18 protein-coding genes are annotated in these 18,240 nt (G+C 75.4%); 10 read left to right on the forward strand and 8 right to left on the reverse strand.

Annotation, left to right across the window (positions count from 1 at the left end):
* The first annotated feature begins 138 nt into the window (after nucleotides 1-138).
* Both ACFVXN_RS01355 and guaB read left to right on the forward strand, forming a co-directional pair.
* A complete protein-coding gene (locus ACFVXN_RS01355; RefSeq protein ID WP_389226083.1) occupies nucleotides 139-825 on the forward strand; it encodes a DNA-binding response regulator in 687 nt (228 codons plus the stop codon).
* A gap of 67 nt (nucleotides 826-892) precedes the next feature.
* Nucleotides 893-2,422, forward strand: coding sequence for an IMP dehydrogenase (guaB, locus tag ACFVXN_RS01360; RefSeq protein WP_389226086.1), 1,530 nt, complete (start codon nucleotides 893-895; stop codon nucleotides 2,420-2,422).
* 64 nt (nucleotides 2,423-2,486) lie between these two features.
* Here guaB and ACFVXN_RS01365 read toward each other — a convergent pair whose 3' ends face one another.
* Nucleotides 2,487-4,043, reverse strand: a complete 1,557-nt coding sequence (locus ACFVXN_RS01365) for a helix-turn-helix domain-containing protein (RefSeq protein ID WP_389227824.1) — start codon at nucleotides 4,041-4,043, stop codon at nucleotides 2,487-2,489.
* 152 nt (nucleotides 4,044-4,195) lie between these two features.
* Nucleotides 4,196-5,044 (reverse strand): exonuclease domain-containing protein, encoded by an 849-nt coding sequence (locus ACFVXN_RS01370; RefSeq protein WP_389226088.1) that lies wholly within the window; start codon nucleotides 5,042-5,044, stop codon nucleotides 4,196-4,198.
* A gap of 169 nt (nucleotides 5,045-5,213) precedes the next feature.
* Here ACFVXN_RS01370 and ACFVXN_RS01375 point away from each other — a divergent pair, with 169 nt between their 5' ends.
* The 7 genes from ACFVXN_RS01375 (at nucleotide 5,214) to ptsP (ending at nucleotide 12,993) form a co-directional block, all read left to right on the forward strand.
* The gene (locus ACFVXN_RS01375; RefSeq protein ID WP_389226091.1) at nucleotides 5,214-5,768 is read left to right on the forward strand and encodes a type 1 glutamine amidotransferase domain-containing protein; all 555 of its coding nucleotides are present in this window, start codon (nucleotides 5,214-5,216) and stop codon (nucleotides 5,766-5,768) included.
* 91 nt (nucleotides 5,769-5,859) lie between these two features.
* Nucleotides 5,860-6,984 (forward strand): GuaB3 family IMP dehydrogenase-related protein, encoded by a 1,125-nt coding sequence (locus tag ACFVXN_RS01380; RefSeq protein ID WP_389226094.1) that lies wholly within the window; start codon nucleotides 5,860-5,862, stop codon nucleotides 6,982-6,984.
* 478 nt (nucleotides 6,985-7,462) lie between these two features.
* Nucleotides 7,463-8,224, forward strand: coding sequence for a DeoR/GlpR family DNA-binding transcription regulator (locus tag ACFVXN_RS01385; protein WP_389226097.1), 762 nt, complete (start codon nucleotides 7,463-7,465; stop codon nucleotides 8,222-8,224).
* Nucleotides 8,221-9,168, forward strand: coding sequence for a 1-phosphofructokinase (gene pfkB / locus ACFVXN_RS01390; RefSeq protein WP_389226100.1), 948 nt, complete (start codon nucleotides 8,221-8,223; stop codon nucleotides 9,166-9,168). The genes ACFVXN_RS01385 and pfkB overlap by 4 nt, the downstream gene beginning before the upstream one ends.
* A 2-nt stretch (nucleotides 9,169-9,170) precedes the next feature.
* A complete protein-coding gene (locus ACFVXN_RS01395; RefSeq protein ID WP_389226103.1) occupies nucleotides 9,171-9,626 on the forward strand; it encodes a PTS sugar transporter subunit IIA in 456 nt (151 codons plus the stop codon).
* Nucleotides 9,623-11,161, forward strand: a complete 1,539-nt coding sequence (locus ACFVXN_RS01400) for a PTS fructose transporter subunit IIC (RefSeq protein WP_389226107.1) — start codon at nucleotides 9,623-9,625, stop codon at nucleotides 11,159-11,161. The genes ACFVXN_RS01395 and ACFVXN_RS01400 overlap by 4 nt, the downstream gene beginning before the upstream one ends.
* A gap of 101 nt (nucleotides 11,162-11,262) precedes the next feature.
* Nucleotides 11,263-12,993 (forward strand): phosphoenolpyruvate--protein phosphotransferase, encoded by a 1,731-nt coding sequence (ptsP, locus tag ACFVXN_RS01405; protein WP_389226110.1) that lies wholly within the window; start codon nucleotides 11,263-11,265, stop codon nucleotides 12,991-12,993.
* Between the two features lie 25 nt (nucleotides 12,994-13,018).
* On the opposite strand, the gene ACFVXN_RS01410 is transcribed toward ptsP, so the two are convergent.
* On the reverse strand, nucleotides 13,019-13,936 hold the full coding sequence (locus ACFVXN_RS01410; protein ID WP_389226113.1) for a helix-turn-helix domain-containing protein: 918 nt from the start codon (nucleotides 13,934-13,936) through the stop codon (nucleotides 13,019-13,021).
* Here ACFVXN_RS01410 and ACFVXN_RS01415 point away from each other — a divergent pair.
* On the forward strand, nucleotides 13,935-14,459 hold the full coding sequence (locus tag ACFVXN_RS01415; RefSeq protein ID WP_389226116.1) for a VOC family protein: 525 nt from the start codon (nucleotides 13,935-13,937) through the stop codon (nucleotides 14,457-14,459). The two genes, ACFVXN_RS01410 and ACFVXN_RS01415, sit on opposite strands and share 2 nt — an antisense overlap.
* Before the next feature lie 21 nt (nucleotides 14,460-14,480).
* Here ACFVXN_RS01415 and ACFVXN_RS01420 read toward each other — a convergent pair whose 3' ends face one another.
* Genes ACFVXN_RS01420 through ACFVXN_RS01440 form a run of 5 tightly spaced genes read right to left on the reverse strand, consistent with a single transcriptional unit; the run spans nucleotide 14,481 to nucleotide 18,028 of the window.
* A complete protein-coding gene (locus tag ACFVXN_RS01420; RefSeq protein WP_389226119.1) occupies nucleotides 14,481-15,029 on the reverse strand; it encodes a hypothetical protein in 549 nt (182 codons plus the stop codon).
* Between the two features lie 47 nt (nucleotides 15,030-15,076).
* Entirely contained in the window at nucleotides 15,077-15,703 is a 627-nt protein-coding gene (locus ACFVXN_RS01425) for a hypothetical protein (protein WP_389226122.1), read from the reverse strand.
* Nucleotides 15,700-16,497 carry a hypothetical protein gene (locus ACFVXN_RS01430; protein WP_389226125.1) on the reverse strand — a complete coding sequence of 266 codons (798 nt, stop codon included), beginning with the start codon at nucleotides 16,495-16,497 and terminating at the stop codon, nucleotides 15,700-15,702. Before ACFVXN_RS01430 ends, ACFVXN_RS01425 begins: the two co-directional genes overlap by 4 nt.
* Nucleotides 16,494-17,771 carry a hypothetical protein gene (locus ACFVXN_RS01435; RefSeq protein WP_389226128.1) on the reverse strand — a complete coding sequence of 426 codons (1,278 nt, stop codon included), beginning with the start codon at nucleotides 17,769-17,771 and terminating at the stop codon, nucleotides 16,494-16,496. Before ACFVXN_RS01435 ends, ACFVXN_RS01430 begins: the two co-directional genes overlap by 4 nt.
* Nucleotides 17,768-18,028 (reverse strand): hypothetical protein, encoded by a 261-nt coding sequence (locus ACFVXN_RS01440; RefSeq protein WP_389226131.1) that lies wholly within the window; start codon nucleotides 18,026-18,028, stop codon nucleotides 17,768-17,770. The genes ACFVXN_RS01435 and ACFVXN_RS01440 overlap by 4 nt, the downstream gene beginning before the upstream one ends.
* Nucleotides 18,029-18,240: the final 212 nt, after the last annotated feature.

Consider the following 18,240-nt stretch of genomic DNA (forward strand, 5'->3'; position numbering starts at 1 on the left):
CCGCTGATCACCGGGCGGTCCACCTGAGGTCCACCCGGGATCCACCCCCGCTCCACGCTAACGTCGGGCCGGATCTGGCCGATACAGGAGACAAGCCGGATCCGCCAGGGTCGTGGCACATGCGGAAGGTGGAGGTCGATGGCGGGCGTCGTGGTGTGCCACGGATCGACGGCGGTGCGTGAGCGCATCGTCCTGACGGCACTGGGCGTGCCCGCACTGGCCCCGGTCCGCGCTGCGGCCTCGGTCGACGAGCTGATCGCGCTGGCGCGGCGGGTGCCGCCGACCATCGTGCTCCTGGACGCGCACCTGCCCTCCCCGGGGCCGGTCGAGGCGATCCGCCGGCTGCGGGCGGTCCCGTCGCAGTCGACGGTGGTCATGCTCGCCGTCCCGGGCGACGAGATCGCCCTGGACCGGGCCATCGCGCTGGGTGCGCGCGGCTACCTCGCGCCCGACGTCGGCCGCGCCGAGCTCGCGGCGGTCGCCGCGCACATCCTCGCCAGCCCCGCGAGCCCGTCCGGTTCCGGTGCCGGCGGCCCGGTCGCGCACGACGGGCTCTCCGGCCATGGCGGCGTCGGCACGGCGCCCACCCCGGTCGTCACCCGCACCGAGCTGCCCGCCCAGCGCGACGAGGTCTCCCTCACCAAGCGCGAGGTCGAGGTCCTGGTCGGGATGAGCAACGGCCGGTCCAACGCCCAGATCGGCCAGGAGCTGTTCCTGTCCGAGGACACGATCAAGACCCACGCGCGCCGGCTGTTCCGCAAGCTCGGTGCCGCCGACCGCGCGCAGGCCGTGGCCATCGGTCTGCGTCGGGGCCTGATCCGCTGACGGTCGAGTCGCGGAGGTCACCCTCCGCGACGTCCGGGTGCCCGTCGGGTCGCCGTATCATCGGGGGATGACCGACCTGGGTACCCCTGGATCCGCCGCTCCCGCCGACCCGTTCGGCTTCATCGGTCTCACCTACGACGACGTCCTCCTGCTCCCGGGCGAGACGGACGTCATCCCGAGCGAGGTCGACACCACGACCCGGCTCACGCGTGAGATCTCCCTGTCGATCCCGCTGGTGTCCGCCGCGATGGACACCGTCACCGAGTCGCGCATGGCCATCGCGATCGCCCGCCAGGGCGGCATGGGCGTGCTGCACCGGAACCTGTCGATCGAGGCGCAGGCCCACCAGGTGGACCTGGTGAAGCGCTCCGAGTCCGGCATGGTCTCCGACCCGGTGACGGTGGGCCCCGACGCGACGCTCGCGGAGCTCGACGCCCTGTGCGCCAAGTACCGCGTGTCCGGCCTGCCGGTCGTGGACGACGACCGCCGGCTGCTCGGCATCATCACCAACCGCGACCTGCGGTTCGTGCCGACGGCGGAGTTCACCACCCGCCGGGTGCGCGACACGATGACGTCGATGCCGCTCGTCACCGGGCCGGTGGGCATCTCCAACGCCGACGCCGCCGCGCTGCTCGGCAAGCACAAGGTCGAGAAGCTGCCGCTGGTGGACGACGCCGGCCGCCTGCAGGGCCTCATCACCGTCAAGGACTTCGTCAAGACCGAGCAGTACCCGATGGCCACGAAGGACGCGAGCGGCCGCCTGGTCGTCGCCGCCGCCGTCGGGTTCTTCGGGGACGCCTGGGACCGCGTGACCGCGCTCGTCGAGGCCGGGGTGGACGCCCTCGTGGTCGACACCGCGAACGGCCACGCCCGCCTCATGCTCGACATGGTCCGCCGCATCAAGTCCGACCCGGGCACGCGGCACGTGCAGGTGATCGGCGGCAACATCGCCACCCGCGCGGGCGCCCAGGCGCTCGTCGACGCGGGCGTGGACGCCGTGAAGGTCGGCGTCGGCCCGGGCTCGATCTGCACGACCCGCGTGGTCGCCGGCGTCGGCGTCCCGCAGGTGACCGCCGTCTACGAGGCGTCGCTCGCCGCGAAGCCGGCCGGGGTGCCGGTCATCGCCGACGGCGGCCTGCAGTACTCCGGCGACATCGCCAAGGCCCTGGTCGCCGGCGCGGACAGCGTCATGGTCGGTGGGCTGATCGCCGGCTGCGACGAGTCGCCCGGCGACCTGGTGTTCGTCAACGGCAAGCAGTTCAAGCGCTACCGGGGCATGGCCTCGCTCGGCGCGATGCAGAGCCGCGGCGACCGCCGGTCCTACTCCAAGGACCGCTACTTCCAGGGCGACCTGTCCGACGACGAGATCATCACCGAGGGCATCGAGGGGCAGGTGCCCTACCGCGGCCCGCTGTCGGCGGTCGCGCACCAGCTGGTCGGCGGGCTGCACCAGTCGATGTTCTACGTCGGCGCGCACACCGTCCCGGAGCTCCAGCAGCGCGGGAAGTTCGTCCGGATCACGCCGGCGGGGCTCAAGGAGAGCCACCCGCACGACGTGCAGATGATCTCGGAGTCGCCGAACTACACGGTGCGCTGACGCGTCGGCGTACGACGAAGGGGCCCGGTGCGACGCGCACCGGGCCCCTTCGTCGTGTCGCCCGTCAGTCGCGGAACGTCTCGATCCGCGCGCCCAGCTCGACCAGGCGCTCCTGGAGCCCCTCGTACCCGCGGGCGATGATGTCGACGTTGCGCAGGACGCTCTCGCCCTTGGCGGCGAGCATCGCCAGCAGGATCACCACCGCGGGCCGCAGGGCCGGCGGGCAGGACACCTCGGCGCCGGACCAGCGGGTCGGCCCGGTGACCTGGAGCCGGTGGGCGTCGAGCAGCCGGACGTCGGCGCCCAGCCGGGTCAGGTCCGTGAGGTGGATGGCCCGGCCCTCGTAGACCCAGTCGTGCACCAGGGTGCTGCCGGTCGCGCACGCGGCGATGACCGCGAAGAACGGCAGGTTGTCGATGTTCAGCCCGGGGAACGGCATCGGGTGGATCTTGTCGAGCGGCGCGCGCAGGTCGCTGGGGTGCACGGTGATGTCGACCAGCCGGGTGCGGCCGTTGTGCGCGGTGTACTCCTGCGACAGCGTGTAGCGCAGCCCCATCTCGGACAGCGTCGCGAGCTCGATCTCCATGAACTCGATCGGCACCCGCCCGACGGTGATCTCCGAGCCGGTGACGATGCCGGCGGTCAGCAGGCTCATCGCCTCGACCGGGTCCTCCGAGACCGCGTACTCCACGTCGGCGTCGATCTCCGCCTTGCCGTGGACGCGCAGGGTGGTGGTGCCGATGCCGTCGATCCGCACGCCGAGCAGCTCCAGGTAGAAGCACAGGTCCTGGACCATGTAGTTCGGGCTGGCGTTGCGGATCGTGGTGACGCCGTCGCGGTGCGCGGCGGCCATCAGGGCGTTCTCGGTGACGGTGTCGCCGCGCTCGGTCAGGACGATCGACAGGTCCGAGCGGCCCGGGTCGGTGACGCGCGCGTGGTAGCGGCCGGCGGTCGCGGTGACGGCGAGCCCGAACGGGCGCAGCGCGATCATGTGCGGCTCGACGGTGCGGCTGCCGAGGTCGCAGCCGCCCGCGTAGGGCAGGTGGAAGTCGTCTCGCTGCCCCAGCAGCGGGCCGAAGAACATGATGATCGACCGGGTGCGGCGCGCGGCGTCGACGTCGATGGAGTCGAGGTCGAGGTCCTTCGGGACGACGATCTCGAGGTCGCGGCCGTCCGTGGACCAGGTCGCGCGGACGCCGACGGAGCGCAGCACGTCGACGATCCGGTCGACCTCGACGATCCGGGCGACGTTGCGCAGCCGCGTGGTGCCGCGGTTGAGCAGCGAGGCGCACAGCAGCGCGACGGCGCCGTTCTTCGAGGTGTTCACGTCGAGCCGGCCGCTGAGCTGCACGCCGCCCTGCACCCGCAGGTGGGTGTGCTGCGGACCGCCGAGCGTGACGATGGGGGAGTCGAGGGCGGCGCCGATCCGGGTCAGCATCTCCAGGCTGACGTTCTGCGCGCCCTGCTCGATGCGGTGCACGGCGGACTGGCTGGTGCCGAGCTGGTCGGCGAGCTGGGTCTGCGTCAGGCCGCGGTGGCGGCGCGCGGACCGGACGAGCGAGCCCACGTGGGCGAGCTGCTCGGGGAGCGTGGGAGACACGGTGGGGAGGGACGAGGTCACCGTCGGGACGGCTCCGGTCGTCGGGCTGGTCGTGGTCACGAGCACGACGCTAACTCATGGATGAGATATCGGCACGCGTGGAGATGGGGAGAAGGCGTGGAGACGCGCTCGGGGAACCCGACCGCATCTCAGGGATGATGTGACGTGCCTGGTCAGGCGATCAGGGTGTCCTGCACCGGACGGCCGACGAACCGGCGGTCGCGCGCGGGGTCGTGCGCCACGGCGACCTCCTCGACCGGCGCCGTGACGGCGGCGGCCGGCCGGACGGTCGGGTGCGCGGCCGGGCCCGCGGACGCCCGGGCCCCACGGCTCGGCCAGGTCGCCTCGGCCCCCGGGCCGTCGTGCCCGCGCTCCGCCCGCCACGCGTTGAACGCCTCCGCCCACGCCTGGTGCGCGGTCACCTGGTAGTCGTGCAGCGACACCAGGTCCAGGTCCCCGAGGTGGGGGAACCGGCCGACGATCCGCTCCAGCACGTCGAGCGTCGCGACCACGTCGACGTCCGCGGTGTGCAGGCTGCCGGTGTCGACCACCTGGTAGAACCCGCACAGGTCGACGAGCTTGCGCTTGCCCCGACGGAACCGGTCCTCCGCCCGGTCGAGCACGAGCGGGTCGATGACCGGGCGCAGCGCGCCGCCGAGCCGGTCCTCCACGGTCGGCAGCCCGTGCCGGTGCAGCTCCGCCTCGAGCAGGCACAGGTCGTACGACGCGTTGTAGGCGACCACCGGCACGCCGTCGCGGACCGCGTCCGCGATCTGCGCGGCGATCTCGTCCAGCGCCCCGCGGGGGGCCACGCCGTGGGTGCGGGCGTGCTCGGTGCTGATGCCGTGGATGGCGCTGGCGGCCTCGGGGATCGGGACGCCCGGGTCGATCAACCAGGTCCGCACGTGGGTCCCGGCGGCGTCCCGGCGCACCAGCGCCGCCGTCACGATCCGGTCGTGGTCGACGTCCACGCCGGTGGTCTCGGTGTCGAACCCCAGGAGGGGGCCGTCCGTCCAGGTCATGCGTCGTGCTCCTTCCGACCGCCGCCAGCATCCCACCGCCCACCCACGCGCCCCGGGACCCGCGCCCGGCGCGTGGCACGTGCGCGAGCGGATGCGCCCCGCGGCCGCCGGGGTGAGGGTGGAAGGCGTCCCCGCCGACCGCGGGGTCCCCCTATCGAAGGAGTCGGCAATGGGTCGCCTGACCGGACGGACCGTCGCGTTCCTCACCAGCGACAAGGGCATCGAGGAGCTCGAGCTCACCACCCCCTGGCAGGCCGTCGTCGAGGCCGGGGGCACCGCCCTGCTGGTCTCCGCGGAGCCCGGGACCGTGCGCGCCGTGAACAACGACCTCGACCCGGGCGGCGAGTACCCCGTCGACCGCACGCTGGACCAGGTGTCGGCCGCGGACCTCGACGGACTCGTCATCCCCGGGGGCACCGTCAACGCGGACACGCTGCGCACCCAGGGCGGCGCGGTGGCGCTCGTGCAGGCCGTGCTCGGCGCCGGCAAGCCCGTCGCGGCGATCTGCCACGGGCCGTGGACCCTCATCGAGGCCGGGGTCGTCGACGGCGTCACGCTCACGTCGTACCCGAGCCTCGCCACCGACCTGCGCAACGCCGGCGCCGACTGGGTCGACCAGGAGGTCGTCGTGTCGCAGGCCGGCGGCGCCACGCTCATCACGTCGCGGAACCCGGACGACCTCCCGGCGTTCAGCGGCGCGGTGGTCGACGCCGTGGCGGGCTGACCCGAGCCGGATCGGCCCTGCCCGGACGTCGGGCCGACCCGGGGGACCGGCGCGCACCCGCGGGGGCGGGGCGCGCCGGTAACCTGGGCCGGTGAGCAACGAGATCGAGATCGGCCGCGGCAAGCGGGGACGGCGCGCGTACTCCTTCGACGACATCGCGGTCGTCCCCTCCCGGCGCACCCGGGACCCCGAGGAGGTGTCCGTCGGGTGGCAGATCGACGCCTACCACTTCGACCTGCCGGTGCTGGCGGCGCCGATGGACTCCGTGATGAGCCCGGCGACGGCGGTCGCGCTGGGCCGGGCCGGCGGCCTGGGCGTCCTGGACCTCGAGGGGCTGTGGACCCGGTACGCGGACCCCGAGCCGCTGCTGGCGCAGATCGCCGAGCTGCCGGCCGCCGAGGCCACCGCCCGGATGCAGGAGCTGTACGCGGCGCCCATCCAGCCCGAGCTGATCCGTCGCCGCATCGGCGAGATCCGCGACGCGGGCGTCACCGTCGCCGGCGCGCTGTCGCCGCAGCGCACCCAGGAGTTCTGGAAGGACGTCGTCGACGCCGGCGTCGACCTGTTCGTCATCCGCGGCACCACCGTGTCCGCCGAGCACGTGTCCGGCCGGGCCGAGCCGCTCAACCTCAAGCGGTTCATCTACGAGCTCGACGTGCCGGTGATCGTCGGCGGCGCGTCCACCTACACCGCGGCGCTGCACCTCATGCGCACCGGCGCGGCGGGCGTGCTCGTCGGCTTCGGCGGCGGCGCGGCGCACACCACCCGCGTGTCGCTGGGCATCCACGCCCCGATGGCCACCGCGGTCGCCGACGTGGCGGCCGCACGCCGCGACTACCTCGACGAGTCCGGCGGCCGGTACGTGCACGTGATCGCGGACGGCGGCGTCGGGCGCTCGGGCGACCTGGTCAAGGCCGTCGCGTGCGGTGCGGACGCCGTGATGCTCGGTGCGGCGCTGGCCCGGGCGACCGACGCCCCCGGCCAGGGCTGGCACTGGGGCCCCGAGGCGCACCACCCGCACCTGCCGCGCGGTGAGCGCGTGCACGTCGGGCAGGCCGGGACGCTGGAGCAGGTGCTGTTCGGCCCCGGGCACACCGCCGACGGGTCGCTCAACCTGATCGGCGCGCTGCGCCGGGCGATGGCCACCACCGGCTACTCGGACCTCAAGGAGTTCCAGCGCGTGGAGATCGTCGTCAGCCCGTACCAGCCCCACTGACCCGCACCCCGCACGCCCCCGAGGGCCGCGCCTCCCACCCGGGAGCCGCGGCCCTCGCGCCGTCCCCGCCCCTCCGCGCCGCCCGAGCCCCCGGGGACTCCCCGCCGGTCCCCGCCCCCGCCCCCGCCCCCGCCCCCGCCCCCGCCCCCGCGCGCTCCGACGAGTGGTCACGACACGCTGGCCGACCGCCGCGCGAGGCAGCGTGTCGTGACCACTCGTCCGCCGCTGCGGCTCCCGATGCGGCTCCCGATGCGGGCCCAGGGCCGCTCGGGTGGCCCTGGTGGGCGGGAGCGGGCAGGGTCATCTCGACGGGGTGGGGCGCGGGTCCGGGGATGTGGGTTTGCGGGTTGGGTTCATGCCCGAATGGGTTTGGGTGGTTGCGTTTCGGGGTCCGGTTGGGGCATGCTGAGGGGGCAGCAAGCAGCCCAGCGCCGGGTCCTCCCCGGCGCGGGCCACCGACCCAGCCGACGGAGGCGACGTGTACGCGACGGAGCGCCAGCAGCAGATCATCGCCGCAGCGCGGCGGGACGGCCGGGTCGACGTCGCGTCGCTCGCCGCGACCCTGGACGTGACCCCCGAGACCGTGCGCCGCGACCTCACCGTGCTCGAGCGGCACGGCCTGGTCCGCCGGGTGCACGGCGGCGCGATCCCCGTGGAGCAGCTCGGCTTCGAGCCCGGGCTCGCCCAGCGCGAGGGCCTGCTGTCGGGGGAGAAGGACCGGATCGCCAAGGCCGCCCTCGACGAGCTGCCCGACGGCGGCGCGATCGTGCTGGACGCCGGCACCACCACCGTCCGGCTCGCGGAGCTGCTGCCCACCGACCGCGAGCTGACGGTCGTCACCCACGCGCTGCCGGTCGCCACGGTGCTCGCCACCCGGCCCGGCATCACGCTGCACCTGGTCGGCGGCACGGTCCGCGGCCGGACCCTCGCGGCGGTCGGCACCTGGGCGCTGCGGGACCTCGCGGACATCCACGTCGACGTCGCGTTCCTCGGCACCAACGGCCTGAGCGTCGAGCACGGCCTCACGACCCCCGACCTCGCGGAGGCGGCGGTGAAGCGCGCCCTGGTCGGCGCGGCCCGCCGCACCGTGGTCCTCGCGGACCACACCAAGATCGGCCGCGCGGACTTCGCGCACGTCGCCCCCCTGGAGGAGGTCGACACCCTGGTCACCGACTCCGGCGTCCAGCCCGAGCTCGCGGACGAGATCGAGGCCGCCGGCACCCGGGTGGTGCGGGCATGATCGTCACGCTGACCCCCAACCCGAGCCTGGACCGGGCGCTGCACCTGGAGCGGCTGGAGCCCGGCGAGGTCAACCGCGCCGCCGCCACGCACCTGCACCCCGGTGGCAAGGGCATCAACGTGTCCCGGGCGCTGGCCGCGCACGGCGTCGCGTCGCGGGCGGTGCTGCCGTCCGGCGGGCCCGACGGCGCGCAGGTCGTGGCGCTGCTCGCCGCCCAGGGCGTCGACGCGCACCCGGTGCCGGTGTCCGGCGACACCCGGTCCAACATCACGCTGTCCGAGTCCAGCGGCGCCACCACCAAGGTGAACGCCCCGGGGCCCGCGCTGACGGCCGACGAGCAGGAGGCCCTGCTCGCCGCCGTCGACGCCGAGCTCGCCGCGGGGGCCGACGCGGTCGTCGCGGCGGGGAGCCTGCCGGCGGGCGTCGACGACACGTTCTTCACGCGGGTCGCGGACCTCGGCGCCGCCCGCGGCGTCCCGGTGCTGCTGGACACCTCCGGCGCCCCGTTCGCCGCAGCGGTCCGGCACGGCGGGCTCGCCCTGGTGAAGCCCAACGACGACGAGCTGGCCGAGCTGGTGGGCCGCGAGCTCGTGACCGTCGGCGACGTGCTCGACGCCGCGGCGACCGTCCGCGCCGGTGGCACCGACGCCGTGCTGGTCAGCCTGGGCGTGCACGGCGCGCTGCTGGTGACCGGGGCCGGTGCGTGGTGGGCCGGTGGGCCCGCCCTCGTCCCGGTGTCCACCGTGGGGGCAGGCGACTCGACGCTCGCCGGCTACCTCGCCGCCGACGGCGCGCCGGCCGACCGCCTGCGCCGCGCCGTCGCCTGGGGCCGCGCCGCGGTCCTCCTGCCGGGCAGCGCGGTCCCGCGCCCGTCCGACATCCGACTCGACGAGGTCGCCGTCGTGGCCGACCCCGACCCCTCCCTCGCCCTCAAGGAGCTGTGACCATGAGCCTGCCGCTGACCTCCGCCGACCTCGTCGGCGTCGACCTGGTGGCCCGTGACCGCGACGACGCGACGGGGCAGCTCATCGCCCTGCTCGCCGCCGCGGGCCGCGTCACCGACGCCGAGGGCTTCCACGCCGACGTGCGCGCCCGCGAGGCGCAGATGGCCACGGGCATGCCCGGCGGCGTCGGCCTGCCGCACGCGCGCTCCGAGCACGTCGCCGCGCCGAGCCTGGCCGTCGGCAAGCTGCGGGACGCCGTCGACTGGGGCGCCCCCGACGGGCCGGCCCGCCTGGTGTTCCTCATCGCCGCGCCGGCCGGCGGGGACTCCGACCACCTGAAGATCCTCGCCGCCCTCGCGCGCCGCCTGGTGCACGAGTCGTTCCGCCAGTCCCTGCTCGACGCCCCCGACGCCGCCACCGTGGCCGAGATCGTCACCCGAGAGGTCGTGCCGTCATGAAGTTCGTCGCCGTCACCTCGTGCCCCACGGGCATCGCGCACACGTACATGGCCGCCGAGGCCCTCGAGACCGTCGGCAAGGCCGGCGGCCACGAGGTCGTCGTCGAGACCCAGGGCGCCGCGGGCTCGACCCCGCTGGACCCGGCGGTCATCGCCGCCGCGGACGGGGTCATCTTCGCCGCGGACCTCGAGGTCCAGGACCGCGAGCGGTTCGCGGGCAAGCCGTTCGTCGACGTCGGCGTGAAGAAGGCCGTCCACGACCCCTCGGGGGTGCTCGCGCAGGCGGTCGAGGCCGTCGAGCACGGCGTCGTCGCGGAGCCCGTGGGCGCGCCGGCCGGTGCCGGGCCCCGCCCCGCCACCAAGGTCGACCCGAACGCCGGCGTCGGCACCCGGATCCGGCAGTGGCTGATGACCGGCGTGTCGTACATGATCCCGTTCGTCGCCGCCGGCGGCATCATGATCGCGCTGGGCTTCATGATCGCCCAGGCCGCGTGGGGCGAGTCCGGCGCGGTCGCCGTGACGCAGGTGCCGGTCGCCGACCTGATCTCCAGCTTCAGCATCACGTCCGGGCAGGACTGGGCGGTGCTGCTGTTCCAGACCGGCGGCGCGGCGTTCGCGTTCCTGGTCCCGGTGCTGTCCGGGTTCATCGCGTACGGCATCGCGGACCGGCCCGGCCTGGTGCCCGGCTTCGTCGGCGGCTCCATCTCCGTGCTGGTCGGCGCCGGGTTCCTCGGCGGCCTGGTCACCGGGTTCGTCGCGGGCTTCCTGGCCCTGTGGATCAGCCGCTGGAAGGTGCCGAAGGGCGTGCGCGGCGTGATGCCCGTGGTGGTCACCCCGCTGCTGTCGTCGCTGATCACCGGGTTCCTCATGTTCGTGCTGATCGGCCGCCCGATCGCGAACCTCATGGACGGCCTGACGAACTGGCTCAACGGCCTGTCCGGCTCGAACCTCGTGCTCATGGGCGCGCTGCTCGGCGTGATGATGGGCTTCGACCTCGGTGGCCCGATCAACAAGGTCGCGTACACGTTCGCGGTCACCGGCCTGGCGACCGAGGGCCTGGCCGCCGACGCGGTCCAGTACCAGATCATGGCCGCGGTGATGGCGGCCGGCATGGTCGCCCCGCTGGGTCTGGCCCTGGCGACGTTCGTCCGCAAGCGCCTGTTCACGCACGCCGAGCAGGAGAACGGCAAGGCCGCGGTGCTGCTGGGGCTGTCGTTCATCTCCGAGGGTGCGATCCCGTTCGCGGCGGCCGACCCGTGGCGCGTCATCGTGTCGTCGATGGTGGGCTCCAGCGTCACCGGCGCCCTCACGATGGCGTTCGGCTCCGGCCTGCGCGCGCCGCACGGCGGCGTGTGGGTGCTGCCGCTGATCTCGAACCCGCTCGGGTTCCTGCTCGCGGTGCTCGTGGGCACCGCGGTCACCGGGCTGCTGGTGGTCGTGCTCAAGAGCCTCAAGCCGAACCCCGTGGTCCAGGCGGAGCAGGCCGCCGACGCCGCCGCGCAGCCCGTCGTGGCCGCGCAGCCCGCGACGGCCTGACCGCACAGCCGCATCGGCACCTGCCGCACCCGCACCACCCCGCACCCGCACCACCCGCTGAACGACCCGCACACCCGACCCGACGGAGGGACGCTGCTGTGATGACCACCCGGACCGAGGACCGAGCACCTGCCCCAGGCACGGTGCTGCACGGAGCGGGGGTCGGCCGCCGGGTCGCGGTCGGGCCGGTGGTGCGGGTGCGGCCCGCGCCGGCGGTCCCGGGCGACGCCCCGGTGGTCCGCGACGGCGCCCCCGTCCCGGCGGCCGAGCTGCCCGGCGCGGTCACGGCCGCGTTCACCGACGTCGCGGCGGCGCTGCGGGAGCAGGCCGACCGCGCGTCGGGCACCGTGGCCGAGGTGCTGGGCGCGACCGCGATGATGGCCGATGACCCCGCGCTCAGGGACCAGGTGCTCGCGAAGGTCGCGGCGGGGGAGCCCGCGGTCGCCGCGCTCGACGCCGCCGTCGGGGCGTTCGCCGCGATGTTCGAGCAGGCGGGCGGCTACCTGGCCGAGCGCGTCACCGACCTCCGGAGCGTCCGTGACCGCGTGGTCGCGCGCCTCACCGGCCAGCCCGCGCCGGGCGTCCCGGAGCTGCGGGAGCCGTCGGTCGTGGTCGCCCGCGACCTCGCCCCCGCGGACACCGCCGCGCTGGACCTCGCGCGGGTCCTGGCCCTCGTCACCGAGGAGGGCGGCCCGACCGGCCACACCGCGATCATCGCGGGGCAGAACGGCATCCCGTGCGTGGTCCGCGCCACCGGGGCGAGCGGCCTCGTCGACGGCGTCGAGGTGGCGGTCGACGCCGCCGCCGGCACCGTCACCGTCGAGCCGGACGAGGCCGTGCGGTCCGCGATGACCGCCCGTGCCGCCGCGGAGCGCGCCCTGGAGTCCGACACCGACCCGGGCGCGACCGCCGACGGCCACCGGGTGGCGCTGCTCGCGAACATCGGCACCGCCGAGGACGCCGAGCGCCTGGCCGACGTCGCCGTCGAGGGCGTCGGGCTGTTCCGCACCGAGGTGCTGTTCCTCGGCCGGCAGCAGGCACCGACCGTCGACGAGCAGGCGACCGCCTACGCCCGGGTGCTGCGCGCGCTCGGCCCGGACCGCAAGGTCGTCGTCCGGACCCTCGACGCCGGGGCCGACAAGCCGCTGGCGTTCGCGAACCTCAGCCCGGAGGAGAACCCCGCGCTCGGGGTCCGTGGCTACCGGCTGGTCCGGTCCGCGCCCACGCTGCTCGCCGACCAGCTCCAGGCCCTGGCCCGGGCGGGCGAGGAGACCGGGACGACGCCGTGGGTGATGGCCCCGATGATCGCCACGCCCGCCGAGAGCCGTGCGTTCGCCGAGGCGGCCCGCGCCGCCGGCCTGCGGACGACCGGCGTCATGGTCGAGGTCCCCGCCGCGGCCCTGCGCGCGTCGTCGGTGCTCGCCGAGGTCGACTTCGTGTCGCTCGGCACCAACGACCTCGCCCAGTACACGATGGCCGCCGACCGGCTCCGGGGCGAGCTCGTCGACCTGCTCGACGCGTGGCAGCCCGCGGTGCTCGAGCTGGTCGCGTCCACCGCGCGCGCCGGGGTGGAGACCGGCAAGCCCGTCGGCGTGTGCGGGGAGTCCGCCTCGGACCCCCTGATGGCCCTGGTGCTCACCGGGCTGGGGGTCACGAGCCTGTCGATGTCCCCGGCCGCGCTCCCGGCCGTCCGGTACGCGCTGCGCCGGCACACGCTCGACGCCTGCCGGGCGATGGCCGACGCGGCGATCGCCGCCGAGGACCCGGCGGCGGCGCGGGCGGCGGTCGTCGACCTGCTCGACGCCGACGCCCGGGTGGCGCTCGGGGTGTGACGGGCGCGGTCTCGGGCGCGCGGGGTCAGCGGCCCGGCGGCGCCGGAGGTCGGGCGCGGCGCCGGGTGGCGCCCGGCGTCTCGCCGATCACCCGGCGGTAGCGGCGGGTGAAGTGCGCCTGGTCGGTGTACCCGAGGTCCGCGGCCAGCGCGGCGAGGTCCGCGTCCGGGTCGGTGTGCAGCGCGCCCGCCGCCGCCTGCAGCCGACGGCACTCGATCAGCCACTTCGGCGTCAGGCCGGTGTGCGCCCGCACGACCCGGCTCAGGGTGCGCGGGGTCGTGCCCACCGCGTCCGCGAGGTCGGCGGCGCGGAGCACGTCCGTGCGCTCCTCGGCGACCCGGCAGGCCGCGTTCGCGAGCAGCCCGGCGTCGTCGACCCCGGCGGCGACCGGCGCGAGCCACGCCCGCAGCGTCGCGGCGACGTCCGCGAGGTGGTCGGGCCGGTCCGCCGGAGCGGGCGCGGCGGACGGTCCTGACCCGGGGGTCCCCGTCATGGCCGCCGTGAGCGCGGGCAGCGGCGCGGTCGGCAGGGGCTCGTGGGCGCCGACCAGCCGCACCGGGTCGGTCGCGGTGAGCAGCCGGGTCGCGGCCGGGCGCAGCAGCACGCCGACCACCCAGGACCGTCCCGTCAGCTCCTGCACGGACAGCACCCGGTCCGGGCCGTGCAGGTCCGCGCGGCCGGGCTGCACGACGACGTTCGCGCTCGGGTAGGTGAGCACCCGCTGCGCGCGGACCTCGCCGGGCGGCACGTCCCAGTGCGCCGTCCACACGTGCCGGACGAGCGCGTCGAGGTCCGCGACCAGCGCCGTGCGGGCGAACCGCACCTCCGCGTCGCCCGGGTTGAGGTACCCCGCCGACCCGACCACGTGCCCACCCCCGTCCCCGGACCGGTTGTCCCGTTCGTACCAGACCGCCACGTCACCCCGGCGTGAGGCTCGGGGCATGACCGAGAGCATCGCACCCGCGACCGACACGACAGCCCCGGCCCTCGCGACCGGCGCGCACACGACCGGCGGCGTCCCGCACGGCCGCACCTCGCTCACCCCGCACCTCGTCGTGCACCCGGCGGACCAGGCGCTCGCGTTCTACGAGCGGGCGTTCGGGGCCAGGGTGCTCGATGTGACCCGGCTCGGCGACCTCGTCGGCGAGGCGACCCTCGACCTCGGCCACGGCTGCCTCACGCTGAGCGACCCGATGCCCGCGTACGGGATCGCCGCGCCCGACCCGTCCGCCCCGGCGACCTACTCGCTCGCGCTCTACCTGCCCGACGTCGACGCGGCCGTGGAGCGTGCCGTCGCGGCCGGGGCGACGCTGCGCGAACCGGTCAGCACGTTCGTGTCGGGCGACCGGTTCGGCTCGGTCGTCGACCCGTTCGGCGTGCGGTGGACGCTGATGACCCGCGTGGTGGACCTGGCGCCGCAGGAGAGTGCGGCCCGCGTCGCCCGCTGGGCGGCCGCGCAGGGGTGAGCTGCCGGCCTGCGGCGCCCCTCAACCGCGACCCTGGAGGAGAGCGGCGAGGGGGGAGTCGCCAGGTCCGCCGCCGGCGTCGAGGTGGTCGGCCTGGGCGCGCAGGAGGGGGCCGACCACGTCGGCGCCGTGGGTGTGGTGGCGGTCGAGAGTGTCGGCGAGGAGGCGCAGCAGGTCGGGGGACATGGAGTTCTCGACGTAGATGGTCATCGCCAGGACCTGGATGAAGTCCCGGAAGCGGGAGCCGTGGGGGCGCAGCCCGAGGAGGACCCTGCCCCCGAGGTGATCGGGGACTGCGGTGACCGTCGTCCCGTCGCCGAGTGGGACGCGGTAGCCGATCCAGCCGCGGCCGCGGATGGCGAGGACGGCCCCGGTCTCGGTGTCGAGCCAGAGCGAACCCCACAGTATCCAGCACGCGAACAGCACGCTGACGGCGGCGCCGATCAGCGTGTAGGGGCGGTTCTGCGGGTCTGTGACGAAGTGCCAGATGAATGCGCCGACCAGCAGCGCACCTGTGCCGTAGAGCCAGCGCATGGCCGATCGGGTCGTCAGCGCCGGGATCCGCACCATGCCCGTCGTGTCGGGGGGCTGCGTGGTGAATCGCCACTGCGAGCGGTTCACCGCGCGACCTGCGAGGGCGGGGTGTCGCGCACGTCCTCGTCGCCGAGCAGTGCCGCCAGCGGCGAGGTACCCGGTCCGCCGCCCGCGTCGAGGTGCGCGGCCTGGGCGAGGAGCACCGGGACGACGTCGGCGGCGCCCACGGTGCCGTGACGCTCGAGGGTGTCGGCGAGCGTGCGCAGGACGTCGGGTGACGTCGAGTTCTCGACGTAGAGGGTCATGGCGAGCAGCACCATGAATCGGCGCCTGCGCGAGCCCGGCGACCGCATGGCGAGCAGCACCCTGCCGATCTGGTCCGGGACGAGCGTGACGGTGGTGCCGTCGCCGAGCTGCGTCCGTTCGGTCAGCCACCTGCCGTGAACGGTCACCAGCGTGCCGTTCGCGGTGTCGAGCCAGCTCGATCCCCAGGTCATCCAGAGGGCGCCCAGGGCGAGGAACCCGACGAACGGCAGCGACCACAGCCCGTCCTCCGGGTGGGTGACGAAGCTCCAGGCGTAGCCCACCAGGACGAACACGCCCGTGCCGATCAACCACCGCCGGGCCGACGGCGTCATCAGCGCCGGGAGCGGGACGAGGCCCTGCGTGTCCGGCGAACTCGGGTGCACCCGCCGGCGGCCGCCGCTCACCGGGCGTCCTCGCCGGCGGGGCGGTTGGCTCGGGCAGAGAGGGCGCGTGCGGCGAGTTTGTGCAGGTGCCCCAGGAGGTCGGCCCGCGTGACGGGAACCGCGGTCAGCGGGTCATCGGTGCCGGGGCGCGCGGTGAGCAGCCACGCCCCGTCCGGGCCGGTGAACAGGCCGGTCAGCATCGGCTCCGTGTCGCCGGGGGTGCGCAGCACGAGGTCGGTGCGGAGCTCGGCCCGGGCCAGCAGGTCGGTGGTCGCACGCTCCGGGGCGGCCGGGTCTCCGACCGCGAGAGCGGGTCCGGTGCCGTCGGTCGCCTCGGGGTGGACCGTCGCGGCCGTCAGCAGGTCGGGAAGGTCGTCGGCCGGTGCGACGGCGAAGTGGTGCAGCCCTCCGGCGTCGACCTGCTCGACCAGCACGACGTCCGCGACCACGTGCGCGTACCAGAAGTCCTGGCCGAGCGAGGTGGTGCGCGCGGCGCAGAGCACGGCGTCCGGGGCGGCCCGCAGTGTCACCACGGCGTGCACGTCCTCGCGGACCCGGGCGTCGGCGGTGCCGCTCCCGTCGGGGTCGGTGGGTGCCGCCCCGGTCGGGGGTTCGAGCAGCCCTCGGGCGAGCAGGCCGCGGTACGCGGTCCGCAGGCTCCACTCCCGTGGGCCGTCGGCCAGGGCGGCGAGGTGCGGCTCGACGACGACCGTCGGGACGCCGCCGTGCAGGACGTGCAGCTCCTCGTCGGTGAGGACCTCGAGGGGGACTGCCGTGGCGGGAGCGGCGCCGTCCTCCGGCGCGGAGCCGGTCACAGCGACCCGAACGACAGGACGCGCAGCAGCCCGCCCGCGACGTCGCCCACGGCATCGGCGGCGCGGCGGGTGACGGACCCGATGCGGTCACGTGCCCAGTCGACCGCGGCCGACGCCGCGCGGACCCCGACGTCACGCGCACGGGCCGCGGCGTCGCCGATCCCACTCCACGCCGAGCCGAGGAAGTCCCCGATCGCCTCGCGGTGGTCCCAGACCAGGTTGCCCAGGCTCCACGCGCCGTAGGCGAGCACGGCTGCTCCGGCGACGGCGAGGCCGACGGGTCCGAGCGCGAGCGCGCCGGCTCCGAGAGTCGGAGCCATGCTGGATGCCAGCAAGGCGGTTGCTCCCGCTGCGCCAACGGCACCGAGTGCTCGTGTCGCCGCCCCTCGACCTCCGCTGTATCCACCCCCCGTCAGCGCATCCGACACCCCGCTGTAGATCGTCACCGGCAAGAACGCCCGCCCCACCACCGCGGCCCCCGGCACGCGCATCCGCGCGAGCACCCCGCTGCCCTCACCCCCGAAGCAGAACCGTCGCAGCGCCGCCGCGGCCTTCGCCCCCTCGCGGAGCGCGGCGCGGGGTCGGCCGGCGACGGGCGCGAAGCCGGACCGGACGAACTGCCGGTACGCACGGGCCTTGGACCCGAGCTGCACCGTGTCCTTGCCGACCTGCGCGAGCCGCACGGCACCGTCGGGCACCCCTACGGACGGCCCCGCGGCGCGGACCGGGGCGGGCACGCTCACCACGCCCGCGAGGTCCCAGTCGACCGCCCGTACGGGGTCGATCTGCCCGCGCAGCCGCGTGTCGGCGGCGCGGCGCTGGTCGGCGAGGTCCTGGAGCTGGCGGTCACCGGCACGCACCGTGTCGGAGGCGTCGTCGCAGGCGTCCCGCCACCGGGTGCGTGCTGCTGCCGTGGTCGTCTCGGGTGCGCGGTGCAGCGACCGCAGCAGCGTCGAGGCGGCATCCTGGCGCCGGCGGATCACGGCGGCCTCCTCGGCGATCTCCTCGACCCGGTTCGCGTACGCCGTGAGGGCGTCGGTGGCGGGGTCGATCGACTCGAGCAGGTGCCGCAGGTTGTCCACGCAGGTCTGCGCCGAGTCCCGCCACGCGTCACCCGCCTGACCGGACCAGGCGGCCTCGGTCAGGGTCCCGGTGCGGGAGCGGACCTCCCAGTGGACGTCGGCGAGCTCGTTCACCGTCGTGGTGAGCTGCCGGGACAGGTGCCGCAGCGCGTGCACGTCGCCGGCTCCCGGGTCCTCGTCGGTCCACCTCATGACGTGGCCAGCGCACGGTCGGTGGCCACGAGGGCGTCGGCGGCCGCGCTCGCCGCGGTGCCGAGGGCGTGCAGGGCGGCGCGGGCGTCCCGGAGGCCGTCCCGCGCGGACAGCAGCAGGTCCTCGAGGTCGTCGTCGACGGCGGGGCTGCCGCTCGTGCGCGGCGTCGTGCGGGGCGCGTCGGGGACCTCGTGCTCGAGTGCTCTCAGGGCCGCGCCGACCTCGGCGACCTCGGCGGGTTCAACGACGAGGTCCACGGCGCACCTCCTGACGTCGGAGGTGGGTCGGGCGGGGTGGGGCGCAGCGCAGCACGGTCGACTCCCGGGTGGGGCACCCGTGGTCACGGCGCGCGGACGCGGCCGGTCGACGGGTGTCGGTCGGATCAGGACGTGCGGCTGAGCCACCGAAGATAGCGGCACGACCCGGCCCTGACCAGCCCCTCTTCGGGAGCGTGGCCGGCGGCGTCCGG

This window comes from Cellulomonas sp. NPDC058312, from assembly GCF_042880135.1.
Lineage (GTDB): Bacteria > Actinomycetota > Actinomycetes > Actinomycetales > Cellulomonadaceae > Cellulomonas.